Source organism: Streptomyces sp. NPDC101225, assembly GCF_044767585.1.
GTDB lineage: Bacteria > Actinomycetota > Actinomycetes > Streptomycetales > Streptomycetaceae > Streptomyces.
The window spans coordinates 161,811-183,664 of sequence record NZ_JBIWOE010000017.1; the positions used below are offsets into that span (position 1 = coordinate 161,811).

Below are 21,854 nucleotides of genomic sequence, written 5' to 3' on the forward strand. Positions count from 1 at the left end.
GACCCCGACATCCTCATGAACTCCGCAACGGTGAGAAAACTGCTCGTGCGGGGCATGCTCGCCGGCCTCGCGGCCGGCGTGCTCGCTCTGGTCGCCGCCTACTTCCTCGGTGAACCCAACGTCGACAAGGCGATCGGCTTCGAGGAGGCGCACTCCCACGAACACGAGATGGAGATCGTCTCCCGTGGCCTGCAGTCGACCGCCGGCCTGGCCACCGGTGTGCTGATCTACGGCGTCGCCTTCGGCGGCATCGCCGCGCTCGCGTACTGCTTCGCGCTCGGCCGGGTCGGCCGCTTCGGCCCGCGGGCCACCGCGCTGCTGCTGTCCGGCTGCGCCCTGCTCGCGGTCTACGTGGTGCCGTTCCTGAAGTACCCGGCGAACCCGCCCGCCGTCGGCAACGCCGACACCATCGGCAAGCGGACCACCCTGTACTTCCTGATGATGGTGCTGAGCGTGCTCCTCGCGGTCGCCGCGACCATCCTGGGCAAGCGGCTCGCCCCAAGACTGGGCAACTGGTACGCCACCGTCGTCGCGGTGGCCGCGTTCGCCCTGGTGATCGGTGTGGCCTTCGCGTTCCTGCCGGTGGTCAACGAGGTGCCCGCGCACTTCCCGGCCACCGTGCTGTGGCGCTTCCGGCTGTCGGCGCTGGCCATCCAGTTCACGCTGTGGGGAGCATTCGGGCTCGCCTTCGGCGAGTTGGCGCAGCGGCTGCTCAACCCCCGGCCCGCGAAGGCGGCCACGCCGTCGGCGGTCACCGCGCCCGGCTGACGGCGGCCGAACCGAGCGCACCACAGGGCCCGCGGAACCCTCCGCGGGCCCTCTCGCGTACCGGGGTCAGCCGCCGGCCGGCTCCGGCCGCAGCGGGTTCCCCAGCCGCAGGTTCCAGCGCCCCGCCCGCCCGCTGATCTCGGTCGCCGTCAGCGGGGGCACGTCGGCGCGCCAGAAGGCGGCCGCGGGCGCCCCCAACACCCGTACCACCACGGCCCGTACGACGTCCGGCTCGACCACGGCGAGGGTGCGGCCGTCCGTCCGCGACGCGGTGTCCAGCCAGCGCCCGACGCGCAGGCACAGGTCCGCCACCGACTCCCCGCCGTGCGGCGCGCAGTCCGGATCGGTCAACCACCGGGCCACCGCCTCCGGTTCGGACCCGCCCACCTCGTCCAGCGTGCGGCCCGCCCAGCGGCCCGTCCGCAGACCGGCCAGTTCCGCCAGCGGTTCGGCGGCGCCCAGCCCGAGCGCCGTGGCGGTCTCGCGGCAGCGCGCACCGGGCGAGACGACGAGACGCGCGGCGGGCGGCAGGGTCCCGGCCGCGGCGCGGGCCAGCGCCGTGCCGCCGTCGTCCAGCGACGTCGTGCCGTCGTCGAAGCGCGCCTGGCGCAGCGACCGGTTCATGGCGGGCGAGATGAGGGTGACACGGCTGGTCACGGTGGTCCTGTCGTCCGGGGCGGGGCGGGGCGGGGCGGCGCTCGCCCGGGGCGGGCGGGCGGTGCCGTCCGCCCCGTGGCACCGGCACCGCCCGTACAGCCTCCTACACCTCCGCGCGCACCGTTCGCGCGGCCGTCACGAGGCTCTGCGCCCGCCGTCCGCTCGGGCGTCCGCCGTGCCCGCGCGGCCCCCGCGTGGCATGGTGCTGACGGTGGCCCCCGCGGGTGCGCCGCGCCCGCGGCCGAGGAAAGGCAGGGCTGACGTGGCCGACTACTCCCTGACCCTCAGTGACGCGGAGATCCGGCGCTACCGGCTCATGGCGGACGCCGCCGAGCGGCGCGAGCGTGAGCTGTGGGCGGAGGCCGGGGCGGGCCCCGGTGCGCGGATCGCGGACGTCGGATGCGGACCCGGCGCGGTCGCGGTGCGGCTGGCGCGCCTGGCGGCCCCCAACGGAGCGGTGTGGGCGGTCGACCGGGACGCCGACGCGCTGGCCGTCGCGTCGGCGCTCGCCGAGCGCACGGGTGTCGCGGTGCACACCGGGCTCGGTTCGGCCGCGCGCACGGGGCTGGACGCCGGCACGTTCGACCTGGTCATGATGCGGCACGTGCTGGCCCACAACGGCGGGCAGGAGCAGGCGATCGTCGACCACCTGGCCACGCTCGCCCGACCCGGCGGCGGCACCGTGTACCTCGTCGACATCGACATCGGCTCCTCCGGGATGCGCAACGCCCCGCCCGTCTTCGACGAGATGCACGAGCTGTACGGCGAACTGCACCGGCGCCGGGGCGACGACCTGAGCATCGGCACGCGGCTCGACGAACTGCTCGTCGCCGCCGGGCTGGACGTCGCCGTCTTCGAGGGTCACATCGACGTCGTCACGCCGCCACCCGGGATGCGCGGCCCCGCCTGGGCCGCCCGGGAGGCCCTGGTCGCCGAGGGGCTGGCGGGGCCGGACGACGTCGCCCGCTGGGACGCGGCCTTCCAGGAGGCCGAGAAGGAGGGGAGCGGCGAACGCCGCTTCTTCGCCGCCACCTTCGTCGCGGTCGGGCGGCGTCCGTGAGGGACCGCGGTCCCCAAGACGGCCGGGGCCGGCCCGATGCGGGCCGGCCCCGGCGTGCGGTGCGGTGCGATCAGACGAGGTCGAACCGGTCCAGGTTCATGACCTTGACCCACGCCTTGACGAAGTCCGTCACGAACTTCTCCTTGGCGTCGTCGGCGGCGTAGACCTCCGCGAGGGCGCGCAGCTCGGAGTTGGAGCCGAAGACGAGGTCGGCACGGGTGCCGGTCCACTTGAGAGCGCCGGAGGCGTCGCGGCCCTCGAAGGTGGTCTGGTCCGCGGACGTCGACTTCCAGGTCGTGCCCAGGTCGAGCAGGTTGACGAAGAAGTCGTTGGTCAGCCGGCCCGGCGTCTCGGTGAGGACGCCGTGCTTCGAACCGTCGTAGTTCGCACCCAGGACACGCAGACCGCCGACCAGGGCGGTCATCTCGGGGGCGCTCAGGTCGAGCAGGTTCGCGCGGTCCAGCAGCAGGTACTCGGCCGGCAGGCGGTTGCCCTTGCCGACGTAGTTGCGGAAGCCGTCGTACTGCGGCTCCAGCGCGGCGAACGACTCGGCGTCGGTGTGCTCGTCGGTCGCGTCGACACGGCCGGCCGCGAACGGCACCTCGACCTCCACGCCGGCGTCCTTGGCCGCCTTCTCCACGGCCGCGCTGCCGCCGAGGACGATCAGGTCGGCGACGGAGACCTTCTTGGCGCCGGAGTTGAAGTCGGCCTGGATGCTCTCCAGGGTGCGCAGGACCTGCGCGAGCTCGTCCGGGTTGTTGACCTCCCAGCCGCGCTGCGGCTCGAGGCGGACGCGGGCGCCGTTGGCGCCGCCGCGCTTGTCGGAGCCGCGGAACGTCGAGGCCGACGCCCAGGCCGCGCCGATCAGCTGCGGGACGGTCAGACCGGAGTCGAGGATCTTCGCCTTGAGCGCCGTCACGTCGGCGGCGTCGACGGCCTCGCCCTCGGCCGCGGGCAGCGGGTCCTGCCACAGCAGCGTCTCCGCGGGCACCTCCGGGCCCAGGTACAGGGACTTCGGGCCCATGTCGCGGTGGGTCAGCTTGTACCAGGCGCGGGCGAACGCATCCGCGAACTCCTGCGGGTTCTCGTAGAACCGGCGGGCGATGGGCTCGTAGATCGGGTCGAAGCGCAGCGACAGGTCGGTGGTGAGCATCGTCGGGCGGTGCTTCTTCTCCGGGTCGAAGGCGTCCGGAACGGTCTGGGGGGCGTCCTTCGCCTCCCACTGGTTGGCGCCGGCCGGGCTCTGGACGAGCTCGTACTCGTACTCGAAGAGGTTCTTGAAGAAGCCGTTGCTCCACTGCGTGGGGGTGGTGGTCCAGGTGACCTCCAGGCCGGACGTGATCGCGTCCTTGCCCACGCCCGTGCCGTACGTGCTCCGCCAGCCCAGGCCCTGCTGCTCCATCGGGGCGGCCTCGGGGTCGGCGCCGACGTTGTCCGCGGGGCCCGCGCCGTGGGTCTTGCCGAAGGTGTGGCCGCCGGCGATGAGGGCGACGGTCTCCTCGTCGTTCATCGCCATCCGGCGGAAGGTCTCGCGGATGTCGCGGGCGGCGGCGATCGGGTCCGGGTTGCCGTTCGGGCCCTCGGGGTTGACGTAGATCAGGCCCATCTGGACGGCGCCGAGCGGGTTCTCCAGCTCACGGTCGCCGGTGTAGCGCCGGTCGTCCAGCCAGGTGGTCTCGGGACCCCAGTAGACGTCCTCCTCGGCCTCCCAGACGTCCTCGCGGCCGCCGCCGAAGCCGAAGGTCGCGAAGCCCATCTGCTCCAGCGCGACGTTGCCGGTGAGGACCATCAGGTCGGCCCAGGAGATGCTCTGGCCGTACTTCTTCTTGACCGGCCACAGCAGACGGCGGGCCTTGTCGAGGCTGGCGTTGTCCGGCCAGCTGTTGAGCGGGGCGAAGCGCTGCTGGCCGGCGCCGGCGCCGCCGCGGCCGTCGCTGATGCGGTAGGTGCCCGCGCTGTGCCAGGCCATACGGATCATCAGCGGGCCGTAGTTGCCGAAGTCCGCGGGCCACCAGTCCTGCGAGGTGGTGAGCACCTCGGCGATGTCCTGTTTCACGGCCGCGAGGTCGAGGGCCTCAAAGGCGGCGGCGTAGTCGAAGTCCTTGCCGAGCGGGTTCGCCACGTCGGGGTTCTTGGCGAGGATCTTCAGGTTCAGCCGCTCCGGCCACCACTGGCGGTTGCCGCCACCCTGAGTCGGGTGCGCGGCACGCTCGTGCGCGACCGGGCAGCCGCCGGTGCCCTCCGCCTTGGGATCGGTCACGATTGCATCGGGGTTCTCAGACATGACAGTCCTTCCGAACTGGGTGGATCAGGGTGCTGACGTGGGGGCTTCGGTGGAGCAGGCGGGGCACAGGCCCCAGTAGATGACCTCGGCCTCGTCGACCGCGAAGCCGCGGTCGTCCGAGGCGGTCAGACAGGGTGCGTGGCCCACCGCGCAGTCGACGTCGACGACGGTTCCGCACGATCGGCACACGAGGTGGTGATGGTTGTCGCCGACCCGTCCCTCGAACCGGACGGCACTGCCCGGCGGTTCGAGGCGGCGCACGAGTTTGGCCGTGGTGAGCGCGTGGAGAGCCTCGTACACGGCCTGCAGGGATATGTGGCCCACGCGGTCGCGTACTCCCGACGCGATCGCTTCGACGCCGAGGTGGTCGCCCTCGCGGACGGTCTCGAGCAGCGCTACGCGGGCGGCCGTCACCCGCAGGCCGGCACCGCGCAGCTCAGCGGCGGTGTTCGGGGTCTGGGACGCGGTCATGGGATCAACCTAGCCCGATAAACACGAAGAGTTCAAGAAAACGAACTGGCCAAGTTTTGCCGCGCCGCTCCGAACGGCGGATGAAGGGCGGGTGCGCCACCCCCTCACGCCCCGTGCGGGCGGGGGGCGCCGCCCCGCCGCCGTCCGTCCGGTGCGCCCTCCTGACCTGCGTCGAGGCACCCGCGCCACGGGCGTCCCGGGTGCCGCCCCCTCGTCCGGCGGGCGCGGCGGCCTCGGTCATGCGGCCCGCCACCGGCAGGCGGTACGGACGGGACGGGTACTGACTACGCTGGGGACATGCGTGAACTGGCGGAAACGGCACGGCAGTGGGCGGCCCTCGGCCGTGGCGCGGCGGTCCTCGCGCGGCCGGTGACCGAGCGGGGGTTCGGGCCCAGGCGCCCGGCCGACGCGCTCCTGATCGACGCGGACGGGACCTGCCACGGCAGCCTCTACCGGGGCGCCTTCGACCGGCGGCTGGCCGAGGAGGCCGCGACGCTCGCGCCGGGGCACACCGCCCGCGTGTGCGCGGTGGCCGTCCACCAGGACGAGGTCGGGGAAGCGGGGCTGACCTGCGGCGGACAGGCCGAGATCCTGCTCCAGCCGCTGCCCGCGGTGCCGGCCCGCTGGTGGGAGGTGCTCGCGGCCGGCGGCGACGCCGCGCTGATCACCTGGCTCGACGAGCGGCGCGCCCACGCCGTCAGCACGGTGGTCACCCCGGCCCCGGGCCCGGACGACGCGGACCTGCCGCCGCAGGCCGCCGCCCGGGCCCGCGCCCTGCTCGCCCGCCGTCACGCCGGCCGCGAGGTGCAGGCCACCGAGGCCGGGCTCGTCCTGATCGAGACCTGCCCCGCCGTCCCCCGTCTCGTCATCGTCGGCGGCGGTGAACTCGCCGGACTCCTCGTCTCCCAGGCGGAGTTGCTCGGCTGGCAGGCCGCCGTCACCGCGGCCGCGCCGGACGCCGCCAAGCTCCTCGCCGAACGCCCCGCGGCCGCCTGCCTGATCATGCTCAGCCATGAGCCCGAGGTCGACGTCCCCACCCTGCGCACGGCGCTCGCCTCGGGCATCCCCTACGTGGGTGCGCTGGGCTCGCGCCACACGCAGGAGCGCCGGGCCGCGGGCCTGGCCGAGGCGGGCCTGGACGAGCGGCTCCTCGGGCGCATCCACGGCCCGATCGGCCTGGACATCGGCGCCCGCACCCCCGCGGAGACCGCCATGTCCATCTGCGCGGAGGTCCTCACGGCACTTGTGTCCTAGGGGGTGTCTGACGATTCCCGTCGTCCGCCCGGAGGGCGGGCACCGCGGCGTCAGGTGCGTGCGGTCACCGGCACCGACGGCCACCACGCGCCGCCGTCCTGGGCGGAGACCGACCCCGACGTCGCGCATGCGCCGGTGCTGCCGCGGGAGCGGTGCGGGGCCCGGTACGGCAGCGGTGTCCGGGCGATCCGGGTGGACGGCGGACACCCGCACCGCGAAGCGTGAGCCGGCCCCGTCCCGGACCGGCGCCACCGGCGCGCGGCGCACCCCGTCCGCGTCCACCGGCTCCGTCACCGGGCGACCGGGTCACCCGGCCCGCGTCACCCGCGCTCCCGTCCACCGCGGCCCGGATCTCCCGCGTCGTCGGCTCCGTGCGCCGCACCGGCGGCGCGAACACGGCGTCCACGCCGGCGCCGAGCACCGCAACCGTGCGGGCGCCGGCGGCACGCAAGACCCCGGCGGCCCACCGCGCGGACGGATGGCGGCGTACGCCCGGTCAGCTCCGGCCGGCGGGCCGGGCACTCCAGGTGATACGCGGCGGCACGACCCGGGCGCACAGGGGGTGACCCCGCCCGTCGGTCAGTCCGAGCCGCCCCACCAGGAGCCCTTCGCGCACGGCGGCCCCGAGCACCTCCGCGGGCACCGCGTCCAGCATCAGCTTGGCGCGCCGGAACATGGCGAAGGCACCACGACCGTCGACCGTGCCCCACGACAGATAGACGAACCGGTTGCCGGGACGCCCTTGAACGTAGGGCCCCTTGACGTCCGTACCGGTGACCGTGCACTCCAGTGTCCAGCTCGCACGGACGGCGTCGCCGGGCTGCGGGTCGAGCAACTCGGCCGGCCGGTCCCGGCGTTGCACGGCCACATGGATGTTCGTGTACGACGGGACGCCGTCGCCGGGCCCGCACCTGAGACCGGGCAGGTCCACGCCGTCGATCCGGATGCGCATCCCGTCACCGCCTTCGCCGTCCGGTCCGTGGGTCTTCAGTGTGCACCGGTGCGCGCCGGCATCCGCACGGCGGGGCCGGTCGCGGGCGTGGCAGGATCGGGCGGCATGAGGGCGGCTCCTTCGGTACGCGTGACGCGCGCGGCGGTGTTCGCCGCGCTGTGCGTGCTGCTCGCCACCGGCGGCCATGCCCTCGGGACGGGGATGGTGCCGCCCGTGTGGGTGCAGGCCGCCGGGTTCGGGCCGGTCTTCGCCGCCGGCTGTCTGCTGGCCGGCCGTGAGCGGTCGCTGCCCGCCATCGGCACGGGCACCCTCACGGCCCAGGGCGGACTGCACCTGGCCTTCGTCCTCGCACGGCCGTACGCGGGGACGACCGCGCGGGACATGCCCGGCATGGGCGGTACACAGGCCGTGGACGGCATGGGCATGGCCCACGCGCACGCCCTCGCACCGCACGCCACCGTCGCGCATGTCGGTGCGGCCGTGCTGCTCACGTGGTGGCTGCGGCGCGGCGAGGCCGCGGTGTGGTCGCTGCTGCGCCGGGCCGCCCGGCTCGTGCCGGGCCTCGCGGCCTGGTGGCAGGTGTGCGGTGGGGTCCGGGGGGTGCCGGACGCGCAGGACGCCGTACGCCCGGGGTCCGGCGGTCCGCCGCGGCTGCGGCGGCTCCTGCTGCGGCACGCGGTGCAGCGGCGCGGTCCACCGGCGGGGACGTCGTACGCGAGCCGACCTCGACACCCCTCACCAGTACGGAGACCGACCCAGTCATGTCCATCGCACCCACCGCCCTGCGCCGCGCCGGCGCCGTGACCGCCCTGGCCGCCGCCGGGGTCCTCGCCGCCGCGGGCGCGGCCTTTGCGCACGTCACCGTGCACCCCGACAGCTATGCGAAGGGCGCCACGGACGGCGTCCTGACCTTCCGGGTCCCCAACGAGGAGGACACGGCAAGGACCACCAAGGTGCAGGTCTTCCTGCCCACCGACCATCCCGTCCTCGGTGTGCTCGTCTCGCCGCCGCGGGACGGCTGGACGGCCAAGGTCACCCACACGAAGCTGAAGACGCCGGTGAAGACCGACGACGGCACCATCACCGACGCCGTCTCCGAGATCACCTGGACCGGCGGGAAGATCGGCGCCGGCCAGTACGAGGACTTCGACGTCGCCTTCGGTCAACTGCCCGACAGCGGCGACCAGTTGGTCTTCAAGACCCTGCAGACCTACTCGGACGGCAAGACCGTCCGCTGGATCGAGAAGCCTCAGTCCGGCGGGGACGAGCCGGAGAACCCGGCACCCGTCCTCAAGCTGACCGCGCAGGCCGCCGCGGACGAGGGGGGCGACGCGGGCGACGGCCCGGGGGCCTCGGCGCCCGCGTCGAAGGCCCCCGCCGCGTCCGCCTCCTCGGACGGCGGCGACTCCACCGCCCGCGCTCTCGCGGTCGCCGGACTGGTCGTGGGGGTGCTGGGCCTGGCGGCCGCCGCGGTCGCCCTCCTGCGCGGCCGTTCCGGCACCGGTTCCTGACGGCCGCTACCGCCGCAGCCCGCGGGTGACCCCCGCCGCGGCGAGCGCCGCGCCCAGCCCGGCCCCGGCCAGGGCCAGGGTCCTGGCGCGTCGTCCCGGCGGGGCCGGCCGTACGCCCGGGCCGGTGGCGTACGCGCTGCCGTGCGCGCCCGCGGGCAGGCCCGAGGCCAGCAACTCGGCCAGGTGCACGCCCTCATGGCCGCCGCTGTCGAACGTGTGGACCTGGGTCCGGCAGCTGAACCCGTCGGCGAGGAGGACGGTCCCCGCGTCCTCCTCGCGCAGCCGGGGCAGCAGGACCCGTTCCGCGCAGGCCTCGCTGACCTCCAGATGGCCGCGTTCGAAGCCGAAGTTGCCGGCCAGTCCGCAGCAGCCGGACGCCAGCCGCTCGGCGTCGACGCCCGCCCGCTTCAGCAGGTCCTGGTCGGCGTTCCAGCCGAGCACCGCGTGCTGGTGGCAGTGCACCTGGGCCAGGGCCCGCGCCGCACGGTCCGGCACCCGCGGTGGCTCGTAGCCGGGGGAGTGCTCGGTGAGCAGCTCCGCGAGCGTCACGGTTCGGTCGCGCAGCCTGCGCACGTCGTGGTCGCCGGGGAGGAGCTCGCCCAGGTCCGAACGGAACACGGTGGTGCAGCTCGGCTCCAGGCCCACCACGAGCCCGCCGGCCCGGACGTGCCCGGCCAGATGCCGCACGGTACGGCTCAACACCCTTTCGGCCATGTCCAGTTGGCCGGTGGAGATCCAGGTCAGCCCGCAGCACAGCGGCTCCTGGGGCAGTTCGACCCGCCACCCCGCGTGCTCCAGCACCGTCACGGCCGCCCGTCCGACGTGCGGGTGGAAGAAGTTGGTGAAGGTGTCGGGCCACAGCAGCACGGTGCCGCGCGACCCGTCGCCGGACGGCCGGGCGCCCCCGCTCGGCGCACGGCGTGCGGCGAACCACTGCTGGAGCGACCGCTCCGCGAACAGCGGCACCTCCCGGTCCTCGACGCCCGCGAGCGCGCGGGCCGCCCCCGACAGCGGCGGGGTGTGGGTGAGGACGTTGACGAGCGGGCCGAGGCGGGAACGGCCGACGGCCTGGGCGAGCAGCGGCAGCCAGCCCATGGAGAGGTCGGACCGCGGCCGGCGCCAGGGCCGTCCCGCGTAGTGGTGGGCGAGGAACTCCGCCTTGTAGGTGGCCATGTCGACATCGGCCGGGCAGTCCTTCTTGCATCCCTTGCAGGCCAGGCACAGGTCGAGCGCGTCGCGCACCGCCTCGGACCGCCAGCCGTCCTGGACGGCGCTGTCGCCGTGGCCGTCGAGCATCTCGAACAGCAGCCGCGCCCGCCCGCGCGTGGAGTGCTCCTCCTCGTGCGTCACCTGGTACGAGGGGCACATCACCGTGCCGCCGTCGGTGGTGAGCTGCCGGCATCTGCCCACGCCCACGCAGCGGTTGGCCGCCCTGGCGAACGACCCGCCGTCGTCCGGGAACCGGAAATGCAGGTCGCCGGGTGCGTTCGGCGCCCAGCCCGCGCCGAGGCGGAGGTTCTCGTCCAGCCCGTACGGCGCCACGGCCTTGCCCGGGTTCATCCGGTTCAGCGGGTCGAAGACGGCCTTCAACCGCCCGAAGGCCTCGACCAGTTCGTCCCCGAACATCCGCGGCAGCAGCTCGCCCCGGCTCTGCCCGTCCCCGTGCTCCCCGGAGAAGGACCCGCCGAGGCCGGCGACCAGCTCCGCCGCCCGCTCCATGAACCGCCGGTAGGAGGCCACCCCGTCGGCCGAGTACAGGTCGAAGGGGATGCGGGTGTGCACACAGCCCTGCCCGAAGTGGCCGTAGAGACTGGGCCCGGTGTCGCTCAGATACCCGAACTCCGCGTACAGCCTCGTCAGCCGGCGCAGATAGTCGCCCAGCCGCTCGGGTGCCACCGCCGAGTCCTCCCAGCCCTCGAAGGTGTCGGCGTGCTCCGGGACGTGCGCGGTGGCGCCCAGCCCGGCCTCGCGCACCTGCCACAACTCGTCCTCGTGGGCGGGGTCGTCGAGGAAGGCGACCTCGGCGTCGTGCTCGGACTCGTGCAGTCCCCGCAGCATCCGCTGCGCCCGGCCGTCCGCCTCGTCGGTGGTGTCGCCGCCGAACTGCACCATCAGGAAGGCGTTCCCGTCGGGCATCTGCTGTCGCGCCTTCGGGTTGAGGCCCTTGATCCGCTCGTCCCTGAGCAGCCGCGCGTCGAGGCCCTCCAGCGCGATCGGCTCGTACGGCAGGATCGCCGGTACGGCGTCGGCGGCCACCGCGATCTCCGGGAACCCGAGCACGACCAGGGTGCGTTCCTCGACCACGGGCACCAGTTCCAGCTCGGCCCGCACCACGGTGACCAGGGTCGACTCGCTGCCGACGAGCAGCCCGGCGACGTCGAAGCCGTGCTCCGGCAGCAGGGAGTCCAGGTTGTAGCCGGAGACCCGGCGCGGGATGTCCGGGTAGCGGCGGCGCACCTCGTCGCCGTAGCGGTCCCGCAGGGCGCGCAGCCGCCGGTAGACCGTGGCCCGCAGGTCACCCTGCCGCTCGATCTCGGCGTACTCCTCGTCGCTCGTCTCGCCGCACCAGAAGCGGGTGCCGTCGTAGAGCAGCACCTCCAGGCGGGCGATGTTGTCGACGACCTTGCCGTACGCCTGGGCCGTGGCGCCGCAGGAGTTGTTGCCGATCATGCCGCCGACGCAGCAGTTGGCGTGGGTGGCGGGCTCGGGGCCGTAGCGCAGGCCGCTGGGGGCCAGCTGCCGGTTGAGCTCGTCGAGGACGATGCCGGGCTGGACGACGCAGGTGCGGGCCTGTTCGTCCACGGACTCCAGCCGGTTGCAGTACTTCGACCAGTCGATCACCACGGCCGCGTTGGTGCACTGCCCGGCCAGGCTGGTGCCGCCGCCGCGCGAGAGGACGGGCGCGTCGTGCTCGCGCGCGACGGCCACCGCCTCGACGGCGGCTTCCGGGGTGCGGGGCACGACCACGCCGATCGGGGTCTGCCGGAAGTTGGAGGCGTCGGTGGAGTACGCGGCCCGGCTGCCGGGGTCGAAACGGACCTCGCCGTCGACTCTCTCGCGGAGCGCGGCCTCGAGCCGCGCGGCGTCCACGGGGGGCGCGGCTTCGGCGCGGACGACGGGTGCGGGCAGGTCGAGTGCGCCCATGGAGGTCCTCCTGCGGTCGCCGGTACGGCAAGGAACGGGACCGCCGGGTACCCGCGCGCGGGCGCGTCACCCGTCCGGCCGGCTACCGCGGCTCGGGTTCCTCGGCGAGCCGCGGCAGCAGACCGCACATCGCCTCGTGCTGGTCCGGTCCCATCACGCGGGCAAGGGCCCCGGCGACCGTCGAGGCGAGGGTGGCGGAGGCGTCCTGCAGGAGGGTGCGCGCCTTCTCGGTGAGGGCGACCTCGATGCCGCGCCGGTCGCCGCAGACCGACTGGCGGGTGACCAGGCCCGCGTGCTGGAGGCAGGCGATCTGGTAGGTGAGCCGGGTCTTCGGACGGCCGAGCAGCTCCGCGATGCGCGTCATGCGCAGGCCCTGCCTGGGCGACTCCGCGAGCAGGCACAGGATCAGGAACTCGTCGTGCGAGACGTCGAGCCGGTCCTTCAGCACGGACCGCAGCTCCTGCTCCACCGCCCCCATGGCCGCCAGCATCACCATCCACGCGCGCAGCTCCCTGGGCAGCAGTCCGCCGCCCTGCGCGGACGGGCATTCGGGCAGGTCGCCGGTGTGCTCCTCGGGGTCGGCCATGGGGTCGAGTCTAACCGTTGTCCATTTTTGGACGAGATGGTTGTCCAGATTTGGATAACCGGCTAGCGTGTGGTCATCCAAATTTGAACCAATCGCTCGCGGCACCGTTCCCGTGCCGTTCGCATCCCCTGGGAGAAACTCATGACCGTCGCCGTCGAAACCGGTGTGTGGCAGCTGGACGCGACCGCCTCCACCGTCGCCGTACGCCACCGGACCATGTGGGGCCTCGTCACCGTCAAGGGCGCCTTCGGCGCCGTCGGCGGACAGGGCGAGGTGCGTCCCGACGGCTCCGCCACCGGAACCCTGACGCTGGACGCCGGCACGCTCGACACCGGGAACCGGAAGCGCGACGACCACCTGCGCTCCGCCGACTTCTTCGACGCGGACCACCACCCCGAGATCACCTTCGCCGTGCGCGGCGCGAGGGCCGGGGCCGGCGACACCGTCGAGGTCTCCGGTCAGCTCACCGTGCGCGGCGTGAGCCGTCCGCAGACCCTCACCGCGCGGCTGGCCGGCGTGGACGCCGACGCGCTCACCCTGGAGACGGAGTTCGCCGTGGACCGCGCCGAGTTCGGCCTCACCTGGAACCAGCTGGGCATGATGCGCGGTCTGACCACGGTCACGGCCGCACTGCGCTTCGTGCGCGGCCCCGCGGCCTGACGCCGGTCAGCGGGCCCGGTGCGCACCGGCTCCGGTGCGCCCCTCGAGCCGGATGGAGGTGCTCGACAGCGTCTGCGGCGCCGCCGTGAAGGCCCGCAGGCGCAGCCGGGTGCCCGGCCTGGCCGGCAGGAGGTACGTCCCCGCAGCCGGACGGATCTCCATCCGTACGGTGCCGTGGGCGGGCACCGCCGCCGGTCCCCGCACCAGCGACCAGTACCTGCCGGAGCCCTGGTTCCTCGTGACCATGAAGTGCGGCGTCAGGGCGCCGCCGCCCCCGTTCGTGACCTGGAGCGTCAGCCCGGAGACGACGTCCGCGGACCGGCGCCGCACCGCGGTGACGCGCATCCGCAGCGGCGGCGACCCGGTGGCCGCCACGGCCGCGCTCGCGAGCGCCGGGGCGATCAGGAGCGCGCACGCCGCGATCAGTGCCGTACGGCGGTGCGGGCCGCGCAGCGGACGCGGGCGCGGCTGCCAGGCGCGGGCGAACTCCGCCGGGGGAGCGGTGACCGCCGCGGCCAGCCACAGCGGGGTCATGATCAGGTAGTAGCCGTCCTGGGAGCGGGTCGCCAGGTAGAAGGCGCACCAGGGCAGGACGGTCGCCGCGGGGCCCAGGCGGCGCATGAACAGCACCAGCAGCGCGAGCAGGGCCGCGGCCAGCAGCAGACTGGCGTGCCCGTACCAGTCGAGCCGGTCGCTGCCGGCGGTGAGGTAGAGGGAGATGTCCGCGAGGCCCTGCCCGTGCAGGGTCGCCCCCTGCGTCAGCGGCAGCGCGATGCCGGCGATCCAGGTGCCCGGCTCGCTCACGGCGAAGTACGTGTTGATCAGCAGCCACACGGTGGCGGCGATGCCGGCGATCCGCAGGACCGGCGGCGTCGCGCCGCGCGCGCCGAGCTCGCCCCGGCGCACTGCGTAGATCCCGGCCAGCAGGAACGGTGCGAGGAACCAGGGCAGTTGCTGCGTCGCGCAGGCGGCGCCCAGGCACACGGCCCGGGCGACGCCGGCCGGTCCCAGCCGGCCGCCCCGCCCGATCCGCGGCCAGTGCACCACCACCGGGATCAGCAGGGCCAGGGCCGTGATCGCCGGGTAGCCGAGCCGGGCGTAGTTCGGCAGGAGTCCGAAGCCGAGGCAGGCCATGGTGGCCGCCGACCGCCACGGCGCGGGGAGCATGCGCCACAGCAGGACGGTGCCGGCGACGAGGGCCGCGGTGCTCACCGCGGTCGCCGGGGCGCCGCCGTGGCCCAGCCACAGCAGCGGCGCCGTGAGCAGCGGGGCCAGGGGCGGATAGCCGTAGGTGAAGTCGTAGCCGCCGGTCACGGTCGGGGTGAGGGCGACGCCGTGGCCGAAGAGCCAGGGCCAGGGCTGCCCGTAGACGGGGTGGCCCGCGACGATCTCCCGGGCGGCCTGGGTGGTCAGGACCGCCTCGTCGGAGCCGCCGTGGTTCATGACCCAGGTGCACAGGGCGAGCGTCACGGCGGTGACCAGGACGCACAGGTCCAGCCGTGCCAGCGAACGGGTCCGGCGCACCACCGGCGTCAGGACGCCGCACACCAGGATCGAGGCGTAGCAGACCGAGATCACCGCGGCCACGGGCGGCCGGTGGCTCGCTGCCTGGGTCCACACCGACCGGGTGCCGATGAAGAGGCTGACGTCCGCCAGCAGCGTCAGCACGCGATGCCACTGCGCGGGCGGCTGCGTGCCGGGGGCGCCGCCCGCTCGGGCCTGGCCGGGAGCGGGGGAGGGCACCACCGGCCGCGTCCGCCGACCGGGCGTCGCCGGCTGATCTTCTGCCAAGTGCACGTCAGGTGAGGCTAGCCGTGCCCGGTGACCGGGGCGTGGCGGGCGGTGAAGAGTCCGGTGTGAGGCCGGTAAGAAGCCCCGATCGGGAAGGAATCGGTCATTCCCGACGTCAACGCCCGGGGCTCCGGGAACGGTTGTGACGGTCGCTGACCGTGTCGCTGTTGGGCCGAACGGGTGACATGGCGTAAGAATTGGCCGGTGCAGGCATGGAGTGCGAGTCAGTTGGGGGAGCCGGTGAACAGCCACGACGTCACCGATGAGCAGTGGGCGGGCCTTGCGCAGGTCGTACCGCTGCGGGGACGCGACGCCTGGCCGTCCGCGGTGGACCACCGCTCGATGCCCGAGGCGGAGACGGAGACGCGCCGCCGCTTCGTGGTGCTCCGGGTGAACGTCTTCGCGGACGCCCGCGAGGTCGCCGAGACCCTGATGGCCGGCATCCCCGTCCTGCTGGACCTCACCGGCGCGGAGTCCGACGTCGCCAAGCGGGTCCTGGACTTCAGCACCGGCGTCGTCTTCGGCCTGGCGAGCGCCATGCACCGCGTGGACCGCAACGTCTTCCTGCTCACCCCCGCGGACACCGAGGTCACCGACCTGATGGAGGGCGCCGGGATGTCCGGCGTGTGACCGCGGTCCCCCGATCGTGGGAAGCTCCCTCCGCCGTAACGGTTCACCGTACGGAAGCGGATCTACGGTCCGGACATGACCGTGCCGTCCCCGGACCTGCCGGGCCCCGCCCGCCCCTGTCTCACCGAGTTGCGGCTGTCCGCCTTCGCAGGGCACCGCCGGACCGGGTTCGGGCTCGGACCCGTCACCGTGCTCGCCGGGGGCAGCGGGTGCGGGAAGACGACCGCCCTGCGGGCGTACGAGGCGCTCGCGCACCTCGGCGGGGGCGCCGGCGTGGGGGAGGTGTTCCCGGACGCGGGCGCCTGCGTCCCGGACCGGGCGCGGCCCGACGCGCAGCGGCGGCGGGGGTTCCGTATCGGCTGCACCGCCGACGGGCCCGAGGGTCCGGTCCGGCTCGATGTCGCCGTGCAGGCCGAGCCCGAACTGCGCATCGTGGGCGAGCGGTTGACCTCCGGCGGGCAGGTGCTGCTGGAGACCGCCCTGCGCGACCCCTCCCGCCGGACCGTGCAGGCCGCCTGGCACACCGCAGGCTCCGCGCCCGTGACCCGCGCCCCGCTGCCCGACGACCGGCTCGGCACCGCGCTGCTGCCCCTGCGCGTGGCCGGAAAGACCGACGGGCAGCGCCGGGTGCTGGCCGCCGCCGAGCAGATGGTCGTCGCGCTGCGGTCCGTGTTCGCCTGCGACCCGCGACCGGGCCGGATGCGGGCCCCCGTGCCGATGGGCTCCGGCCGGCTCCTCGGCGGCTGCGACAACCTCGCCGACGTCCTGTGGCGCACCCGCGCCGAGTGCGGCCGGCGGCACGCCCTGCTCGTCGACGCGGTGCGCGCCGGATGCCCGGGACCGGTCGCCGACGTGCTCGCCGAGCCGCTCGGCGACGGCTGTGTGCGGGCCCTGCTCGACCGCGGCGACGGCCTCCGTACGGCCCTGCGGCGCCTGGGCGACGGCGAGTTGAGGTACCTGGCCCTCGCCCTGGTCCTGCTGACCGGCCCGGGGGTGCTGGAGGTGGACACCGCCGGCGAGGTGCCCGCGGCGATGCAGACGCTCACCGTCCTCGCCGACGGCTTCGACCGCTGCCTCGACCCGCGGCAGCGGCGGGAGTTGCTGCGCCTGGCGGGGCGGATGGGCGTACGCGGCCACATCCGCGTCGTGGCCGCGGTCAGCGACGCTTCGTGGATCAAGGAGGCGGACGGGGCGGACGGGGGCGGTGCGGAGGGGCGAGGGGCGGATGGGACGACTGGGCGCGGGGCGGACGGGAGGGCCGGTGTCACGGTGGTACACCTGAAGCCGTGAACGATCCCCAGGACCCCCGGAGCGGCCCCCCGCGCGAACCGCTCGACGTGGCGGCACTGCAGCGCAGGCTGGCCGACTTCGCGGCCGCCCGCGACTGGCAGCCGTACCACACGCCCAAGAACCTCGTCGCCGCGCTCAGCGTGGAGGCGTCCGAACTGGTGGAGATCTTCCAGTGGCTGACGCCGGAGGAGTCGCGCCGCGTCATGGACGAGCCGGACACCGCGCACCGCGTCACGGACGAAGTCGCCGACGTGCTCGCCTACTTGCTCCAGCTGTGCGAGGTGCTGGACATCGATCCGCTCGCGGCGCTGGCCGCGAAGATCGACCGCAACGAGCGCAGATTCCCCGCGCCGTAAGGCAGTTGTGAGGAGTGGTTCAGTCCACTTTCACTCTCCGGAGTCAAATTCCGGCCTGAAATCGATTTGTTGTCCGCAGATTTCAGTCTTCCTCTGGCTTTTCGTCCCACGCACCCTCACTCTGGGTAGTGGACAACGGAGTTCGGGCAGACGCGTGGGCAGCGCGTCGGGACGGACGGGGGCAGCGCATGGACGCTGTGCGGCTCATCGGGACGAGCAGACGTGCCCTGACAGGGAGCAGCGGCATGCCGGAGACCATGACGGAGGTATGGCAGGCGCAGGCCCTGGCGCAGGCGATAGGCAGTCGCCTCGCCGTGGCCGGCCCGCCCGAACTACGCGGCGAGGCACTCGGGTTGACCGAACTGGCGGGCCGCGGCTGCGGCGTCCTGGACACCCCCCGCCTCACCACCGAGGAGCTGCGCGCGGCCCAGCTCACCGACCTGGGCGACGCCCACCAGACGCTCCTGTGCCTCGGCGGTCTGCTCGGCGAGGTGAGCATCGCCCTGGTGGGCGTCGCCTGCGCCGCGGACGACGAGAGCACCTACTGGCAGTGCATGGAGGCCATCGACGCGGCGGACGAATCGCGGGACCGGGTGCGGGAGATGCTGCGCAGGCTGGCGGACCGGGAGGAGGCGCTGCCGGAGAGGGAGGCGGGTTAGTGCCGTGACCGGGAAGGCCGCGCCCGCCGGGCGCGCCCGGCCTGCTCACGCCGCACCGGACACCGCCGGGCCCGGCCGTCGGGCGGCCGCCGGGACGTTCACGACAGGGGCCTGCCTGCGCTCAGCCCTAGCCGGGCCTGGTCGGGCTCGGCCGTAGCCGGGCCTGGTCGGGCTCCGCCGTGCCAGGGTCCGGCCGGGCTCAGCGGCTGGGGCGCCGGGTCCGTCCGGGCTCAGCGGCTGGGGCGCCGGGTCCGGCTGGGCCCAGCCGTCGGGGTGCCGGGTCCGGCTGGGCTCAGCTGTGGGTGCCGGGTCCGGCCGGGTCTTGCCCCGGCCTCGGCCGCGCTCAGGAGGCGGTCTCCCCCTCCTCCGTACCCCGCCCCGCCGACTGCAGGTCCGCGTCCAGTGCCGACAGGTCCGCGTTCAGCGCCGCCATCAGCTCCTCCATCTGCTGCAGCAGCCCCTTGGGCCGGCCGGTGCCCTCGCCCTGCTGCGGAACGGACTCTTCGGACATGGCGGCCTCCTCGACCCCGGGCCCCGGGCGAGGCCCATGCGGGTGACGCACCGGCGAGGACGGGCCGGCGCGGGCGCCGGGCGGTCCGGCTCCGCACGCCCAACGATCGCCATAAGGCCCGGTCACTGGCGGGTGCGGGCCCCGGGCGCGGCGTTGACGGATTTCACCCGACCGGGGACGAGGGCGCCAGCGGCCGCCGGTGCGCGCGGCCCGCCCCGGGGCGGGCAGGATGGACGTATGGATCTTCGCATCTTCACCGATGTCATGGCCCTTTCATACACTCTTTCGCATGAGGCAATCGAGGAACGGCAAGCAGGCGAAGCCCGACGGCGGAGACGCGGCGATCTACTGCCGGATCTCCCAGGCCGGCGACGAGGACCAGACAGGGGTGGACCGGCAGGAGCGCATCTGCCGGGAGACGGCGGATCGTCTCGGCGTGCACGTTGCTGACGTGTTCGTGGACAACAACCGTTCCGCGTGGCGTCGGAATCGCGAGCGTCCGGGGTGGGACGAGTTACTGGAGAACATGGCGACGGGGAAATACCGGCACGTTCTCGTGTACCACCCCGACCGCTTAATGCGGCAGCCCAAGGACCTGGAACAACTGCTCGCGGTTGCCGATGACCAGCACATCACGCTGCACGGGCAGGCCAACCGCAGGGATCTTTCCGACCCCGATGATCGCTTCATTCTGCGCATCGAGGTTGCGCACGCTTGCCGCTCTTCGGACGACACGTCCCGGCGGATAGTCTCCGCGTTGGAGGAAAAGGCGCGTGCGGGCGATCCTCACATGAGCAAGCGCCCTTACGGTTACACGCCGGACCGGCGTGCAATCGTGGAGGAGGAAGCGGAGGTCATCCGGGATATTTTCCGCCGCTACCTGGACGGCGAATCACCGGAAGCTCTGGCAAGGGATCTGCATGAGCGAGGGGTCACAACGGCCCAAGGTAAGACTTGGCAAGGCACCAACATTCGCAATCTTCTTTCGCAGCCTTTCCTTGCGGGCATACAGGTCTACCGAGGTGAGTACATCGGGACCGGGAACTGGCCCGCGATCATTGACCTTGGGCAGTGGCAGGAAGTGCAGGAAGTACGTTCCTACCGCGCCGCGCAGCACGCGGAGGGAAAGCGTCCTCAGCGTTACTACCTGCTCCGTGGGGTTGCCACCTGTACGTGTGGGCAACGCATGGCCGGGAGCAAGACCAAGGCCAAGGCGAACTATCGTTGTACGCGAATGGCTTTCAATGGTGAGGGAAAGTGTCAGCGAGTGATCGCCGCCGACCCGCTTGAGGCGGCAGTTAAGGACGTGGCACTTGAAGTCCTGGAAAAGCTAGACGTCACCGGGCACAAGCCCGCAACCACTTCCCGGCCGGAAACCGATGTCAAGGCCGACGAGGACGACGCCCGGCAGCTTCAGGAACTCAACCAGATGTGGCTTGCGAAGGAGATTCCCACCTCTGAATACCGGACGATGCGCCGGGCAATCGAAGACCGGATGAAAGAGCGCCAGCGCCGTACCGTGCAACGACCGGTGGCTGTGCTACAAGGAATCGCAGGACCCGACGCCCGTAAAGCGTGGGCAGAGCTTGAGAAGGGGAGGAATTACGCACGCATGAATGCCATTTACCGCTTTCTATTCTCGGCGGTAATCATCCATCCGGCCAAGAAAATGGGGAGGGGGCTCGACCTGGACCGCATCGAGATCGAGCCTGCCCCCTTGTGGGACTAGCGTTCCGGTTTGGGACTGAGGAGCCGAGCAAGGCGCTCTGCGCTCTTCGGTCCCAAGCGGGTCGGGAATTTGGCAGTCTGCTTCTTCACCCATCGGGCCCGCTCTTCCTCGCGAGGGTTCAAAGGCCGCTACCCCCGGACCAGTCCATTTCTTCTCGAACGATCTCTCGGAGGACGGCTATGTCATCAGCGACTCCGGCTGCGATGAGGGCGGCACCGGGGGTGTGGCCGGAGCCGACGTAGCGCCAGTGCCGTTCGGTGACCGCGTCGGGCATGTCGTCGTGGCCCATGTGGTGGGCGCGTTCGGCGCGGAGTGCTGCGTAGGTGGTCGAGTAGGCGCGGGATTTGGTGAGGATGTGGCCCCGGTAGCCGAGCGTGTGTGTCCAGGAGCGCAGGCGCAGGTGCTCGAACTCCGAGAGTCCGCCGAGACGCCAGCAGGCCCGCATGAGAGTCCGCACGTGCTTGCCGACCCCTGCGGCGTCGATGTCGGCCCAGGTGGTGAGCGGGTGGTCGGTGCCGGCGCCCGTCTCGCTCGCGCCTTTGGTGACGTACTTCGCGACGTACGCAGCCACGGCATCGTCATCGGGTCCGTCGTCGTCGGCGCGCAGCGGCCGGGCATCGACCTGGGTGCCCCAGCGCAAGGCCAGCTCACCTACGGCCGGGCTGTAGGGAGTGTGGACCAGGACCCGCTGGGCGGAGGCGCACACGGCATCGGCGAGCAGTTCGGCGGTGCCCCAGGCCGGGGGTTCGTCGCCGGGTCCGTTGGGGCCGTCGAGGCGAACCACGGCATGCACGTGGACGGCCGCCCGCTTCTGGTACTCAGCAACCCTCGCGAAGGACAGCCGCGCGTGCCGAGCAAAGCGGGATTGCACGAGGCCGACCGAGGAGGCCAGGCGCCGCCTGACGTCGATCACGAACCGATCCCACAGCTTTGAGGCGTGCGCGTGCCACAGCACGTGCGCAGGGTGGTCGTAGCAGTCAGGGCACAGCGGTTGGCCGACAGCGAGAGCGTCCGGGGTGTGGACTGTGCCGCAGCCGAGGAGCCGTCCGTGTTCGCAGGTTCCGCCGTCGCGGCGGGGGCGGCACAGCTCCCCGGCATGGTGGACCGGGCCGAAAGACGGGGCGGTCAAGGTGACGAAGAGCCGGGGTCGCTCTCGGACCGAGTCGGGGACGTTCTTGCCACCGCGGAGCCCGGCGCGCACGAGGTGGTAGGTGTCTCCGGCGTGAAGGCGGGAGCAGGCCGGGCAGACGGTTGCGCGTCGGTTGCGGCAGCGCACGAGGAGCCGTTCGCCGGGTTCGTTGCGGGTGTCGTAGTGGCTCAGGATCTCGCCGGTGGTGCCGTCCAGGGTGGTGGTGGAGCCGGACAGGTGGATGGGGTGGGCGCAGCCGCCGGTTGCGGTGATCTGCTCCAACAGGCGGGGGAACTTGGGGTCTTGGGCGAGGCGGATGGCGTCGCGGTCTGCTTCAGGGAGCTGACGCAGGCGCGCCGCGTGGTCGAGGGCGGCGCGCCTGTCTGCCGGGGTGAAGTCCGGGGTGATGGTG

Annotated in this window: 21 protein-coding genes; 12 read left to right on the forward strand and 9 right to left on the reverse strand. The window is 73.2% G+C overall.

What is annotated here, in order from left to right; all coding sequences use genetic code 11:
• Positions 1-15: 15 nt before the first annotated feature.
• On the forward strand, positions 16-768 hold the full coding sequence (locus ACIRPX_RS23975; RefSeq protein WP_404198048.1) for a CbtA family protein: 753 nt from the start codon (positions 16-18) through the stop codon (positions 766-768).
• Between the two features lie 66 nt (positions 769-834).
• Here ACIRPX_RS23975 and ACIRPX_RS23980 read toward each other — a convergent pair whose 3' ends face one another.
• Positions 835-1,425 carry a histidine phosphatase family protein gene (locus ACIRPX_RS23980; RefSeq protein ID WP_404198051.1) on the reverse strand — a complete coding sequence of 197 codons (591 nt, stop codon included), beginning with the start codon at positions 1,423-1,425 and terminating at the stop codon, positions 835-837.
• 262 nt (positions 1,426-1,687) lie between these two features.
• Between ACIRPX_RS23980 and ACIRPX_RS23985 the strand changes: the two genes are divergently transcribed.
• Positions 1,688-2,485 carry a class I SAM-dependent methyltransferase gene (locus ACIRPX_RS23985; protein WP_404198054.1) on the forward strand — a complete coding sequence of 266 codons (798 nt, stop codon included), beginning with the start codon at positions 1,688-1,690 and terminating at the stop codon, positions 2,483-2,485.
• Positions 2,486-2,555: 70 nt separating this feature from the next.
• On the opposite strand, the gene katG is transcribed toward ACIRPX_RS23985, so the two are convergent.
• Both katG and ACIRPX_RS23995 read right to left on the reverse strand, forming a co-directional pair.
• On the reverse strand, positions 2,556-4,769 hold the full coding sequence (katG, locus tag ACIRPX_RS23990; protein ID WP_404198057.1) for a catalase/peroxidase HPI: 2,214 nt from the start codon (positions 4,767-4,769) through the stop codon (positions 2,556-2,558).
• 24 nt (positions 4,770-4,793) lie between these two features.
• The gene (locus ACIRPX_RS23995) at positions 4,794-5,240 is read right to left on the reverse strand and encodes a Fur family transcriptional regulator (RefSeq protein ID WP_404198060.1); all 447 of its coding nucleotides are present in this window, start codon (positions 5,238-5,240) and stop codon (positions 4,794-4,796) included.
• Positions 5,241-5,537: 297 nt separating this feature from the next.
• On the opposite strand from ACIRPX_RS23995, the gene ACIRPX_RS24000 reads away from it, so the two are divergent.
• A complete protein-coding gene (locus ACIRPX_RS24000; protein ID WP_404198062.1) occupies positions 5,538-6,494 on the forward strand; it encodes an XdhC family protein in 957 nt (318 codons plus the stop codon).
• A gap of 54 nt (positions 6,495-6,548) precedes the next feature.
• The gene (locus ACIRPX_RS24005; RefSeq protein ID WP_404198064.1) at positions 6,549-6,719 is read left to right on the forward strand and encodes a hypothetical protein; all 171 of its coding nucleotides are present in this window, start codon (positions 6,549-6,551) and stop codon (positions 6,717-6,719) included.
• 271 nt (positions 6,720-6,990) lie between these two features.
• Here the strand turns inward: ACIRPX_RS24005 and ACIRPX_RS24010 are convergent, their stop codons facing one another.
• Positions 6,991-7,446 carry a DUF5990 family protein gene (locus ACIRPX_RS24010; protein WP_404198067.1) on the reverse strand — a complete coding sequence of 152 codons (456 nt, stop codon included), beginning with the start codon at positions 7,444-7,446 and terminating at the stop codon, positions 6,991-6,993.
• A gap of 105 nt (positions 7,447-7,551) precedes the next feature.
• On the opposite strand from ACIRPX_RS24010, the gene ACIRPX_RS24015 reads away from it, so the two are divergent.
• Together ACIRPX_RS24015 and ACIRPX_RS24020 are read left to right on the forward strand one after the other, a co-directional pair.
• On the forward strand, positions 7,552-8,250 hold the full coding sequence (locus ACIRPX_RS24015; RefSeq protein WP_404198070.1) for a hypothetical protein: 699 nt from the start codon (positions 7,552-7,554) through the stop codon (positions 8,248-8,250).
• Positions 8,208-8,957: a YcnI family protein gene (locus ACIRPX_RS24020; protein WP_404198073.1), complete on the forward strand. Its 750-nt coding sequence runs from the start codon at positions 8,208-8,210 to the stop codon at positions 8,955-8,957. Before ACIRPX_RS24015 ends, ACIRPX_RS24020 begins: the two co-directional genes overlap by 43 nt.
• A 6-nt stretch (positions 8,958-8,963) precedes the next feature.
• Here the strand turns inward: ACIRPX_RS24020 and ACIRPX_RS24025 are convergent, their stop codons facing one another.
• Entirely contained in the window at positions 8,964-12,101 is a 3,138-nt protein-coding gene (locus ACIRPX_RS24025) for an FAD-binding and (Fe-S)-binding domain-containing protein (RefSeq protein ID WP_404198075.1), read from the reverse strand.
• Positions 12,102-12,183: 82 nt separating this feature from the next.
• Positions 12,184-12,687, reverse strand: a complete 504-nt coding sequence (locus ACIRPX_RS24030; protein WP_404198078.1) for a MarR family winged helix-turn-helix transcriptional regulator — start codon at positions 12,685-12,687, stop codon at positions 12,184-12,186.
• A gap of 141 nt (positions 12,688-12,828) precedes the next feature.
• Here ACIRPX_RS24030 and ACIRPX_RS24035 point away from each other — a divergent pair, with 141 nt between their 5' ends.
• Entirely contained in the window at positions 12,829-13,347 is a 519-nt protein-coding gene (locus tag ACIRPX_RS24035) for a YceI family protein (RefSeq protein ID WP_404198080.1), read from the forward strand.
• A gap of 6 nt (positions 13,348-13,353) precedes the next feature.
• On the opposite strand, the gene ACIRPX_RS24040 is transcribed toward ACIRPX_RS24035, so the two are convergent.
• Positions 13,354-15,090 carry a hypothetical protein gene (locus tag ACIRPX_RS24040; RefSeq protein WP_404198123.1) on the reverse strand — a complete coding sequence of 579 codons (1,737 nt, stop codon included), beginning with the start codon at positions 15,088-15,090 and terminating at the stop codon, positions 13,354-13,356.
• Positions 15,091-15,378: 288 nt separating this feature from the next.
• On the opposite strand from ACIRPX_RS24040, the gene ACIRPX_RS24045 reads away from it, so the two are divergent.
• The 4 genes from ACIRPX_RS24045 to ACIRPX_RS24060 all read left to right on the forward strand — a co-directional run bounded on the left by ACIRPX_RS24045 (position 15,379) and on the right by ACIRPX_RS24060 (position 18,073).
• Complete coding sequence (locus ACIRPX_RS24045) at positions 15,379-15,768, forward strand: cell division protein SepF (protein ID WP_404198082.1); 390 nt, start codon at positions 15,379-15,381, stop codon at positions 15,766-15,768.
• 75 nt (positions 15,769-15,843) lie between these two features.
• The gene (locus tag ACIRPX_RS24050) at positions 15,844-17,058 is read left to right on the forward strand and encodes an AAA family ATPase (protein ID WP_404198085.1); all 1,215 of its coding nucleotides are present in this window, start codon (positions 15,844-15,846) and stop codon (positions 17,056-17,058) included.
• Complete coding sequence (locus ACIRPX_RS24055; protein ID WP_404198087.1) at positions 17,055-17,414, forward strand: nucleotide pyrophosphohydrolase; 360 nt, start codon at positions 17,055-17,057, stop codon at positions 17,412-17,414. Before ACIRPX_RS24050 ends, ACIRPX_RS24055 begins: the two co-directional genes overlap by 4 nt.
• Before the next feature lie 188 nt (positions 17,415-17,602).
• Complete coding sequence (locus tag ACIRPX_RS24060; RefSeq protein WP_404198090.1) at positions 17,603-18,073, forward strand: DUF6099 family protein; 471 nt, start codon at positions 17,603-17,605, stop codon at positions 18,071-18,073.
• Positions 18,074-18,416: 343 nt separating this feature from the next.
• Here the strand turns inward: ACIRPX_RS24060 and ACIRPX_RS24065 are convergent, their stop codons facing one another.
• Positions 18,417-18,584 (reverse strand): hypothetical protein, encoded by a 168-nt coding sequence (locus ACIRPX_RS24065; RefSeq protein ID WP_404198093.1) that lies wholly within the window; start codon positions 18,582-18,584, stop codon positions 18,417-18,419.
• A 289-nt stretch (positions 18,585-18,873) separates the two neighbouring features.
• On the opposite strand from ACIRPX_RS24065, the gene ACIRPX_RS24070 reads away from it, so the two are divergent.
• Entirely contained in the window at positions 18,874-20,313 is a 1,440-nt protein-coding gene (locus ACIRPX_RS24070) for a recombinase family protein (RefSeq protein WP_404198095.1), read from the forward strand.
• Positions 20,314-20,431: 118 nt separating this feature from the next.
• Here the strand turns inward: ACIRPX_RS24070 and ACIRPX_RS24075 are convergent, their stop codons facing one another.
• Positions 20,432-21,793: a replication initiator gene (locus ACIRPX_RS24075; protein WP_404198127.1), complete on the reverse strand. Its 1,362-nt coding sequence runs from the start codon at positions 21,791-21,793 to the stop codon at positions 20,432-20,434.
• Between the last annotated feature and the right edge of the window lie 61 nt (positions 21,794-21,854).

Excerpts from the sequence above, each read along its gene's own strand:
- katG (WP_404198057.1), bottom strand. The coding sequence starts at position 4,769 with ATGTCTGAGAACCCCGATGCAATCGTGACCGATCCCAAGGCGGAGGGC.
- ACIRPX_RS23975 (WP_404198048.1), top strand. The coding sequence starts at position 16 with ATGAACTCCGCAACGGTGAGAAAACTGCTCGTGCGGGGCATGCTCGCC.
- ACIRPX_RS24060 (WP_404198090.1), top strand. The coding sequence starts at position 17,603 with ATGGACGCTGTGCGGCTCATCGGGACGAGCAGACGTGCCCTGACAGGG.
- ACIRPX_RS24010 (WP_404198067.1), bottom strand. The coding sequence starts at position 7,446 with ATGCGCATCCGGATCGACGGCGTGGACCTGCCCGGTCTCAGGTGCGGG.
- ACIRPX_RS24020 (WP_404198073.1), top strand. The coding sequence starts at position 8,208 with ATGTCCATCGCACCCACCGCCCTGCGCCGCGCCGGCGCCGTGACCGCC.
- ACIRPX_RS24070 (WP_404198095.1), top strand. The coding sequence starts at position 18,874 with ATGAGGCAATCGAGGAACGGCAAGCAGGCGAAGCCCGACGGCGGAGAC.
- ACIRPX_RS23995 (WP_404198060.1), bottom strand. The coding sequence starts at position 5,240 with ATGACCGCGTCCCAGACCCCGAACACCGCCGCTGAGCTGCGCGGTGCC.
- ACIRPX_RS24065 (WP_404198093.1), bottom strand. The coding sequence starts at position 18,584 with ATGTCCGAAGAGTCCGTTCCGCAGCAGGGCGAGGGCACCGGCCGGCCC.
- ACIRPX_RS24035 (WP_404198080.1), top strand. The coding sequence starts at position 12,829 with ATGACCGTCGCCGTCGAAACCGGTGTGTGGCAGCTGGACGCGACCGCC.
- ACIRPX_RS24050 (WP_404198085.1), top strand. The coding sequence starts at position 15,844 with ATGACCGTGCCGTCCCCGGACCTGCCGGGCCCCGCCCGCCCCTGTCTC.
- ACIRPX_RS24025 (WP_404198075.1), bottom strand. The coding sequence starts at position 12,101 with ATGGGCGCACTCGACCTGCCCGCACCCGTCGTCCGCGCCGAAGCCGCG.
- ACIRPX_RS24000 (WP_404198062.1), top strand. The coding sequence starts at position 5,538 with ATGCGTGAACTGGCGGAAACGGCACGGCAGTGGGCGGCCCTCGGCCGT.
- ACIRPX_RS24030 (WP_404198078.1), bottom strand. The coding sequence starts at position 12,687 with ATGGCCGACCCCGAGGAGCACACCGGCGACCTGCCCGAATGCCCGTCC.
- ACIRPX_RS24015 (WP_404198070.1), top strand. The coding sequence starts at position 7,552 with ATGAGGGCGGCTCCTTCGGTACGCGTGACGCGCGCGGCGGTGTTCGCC.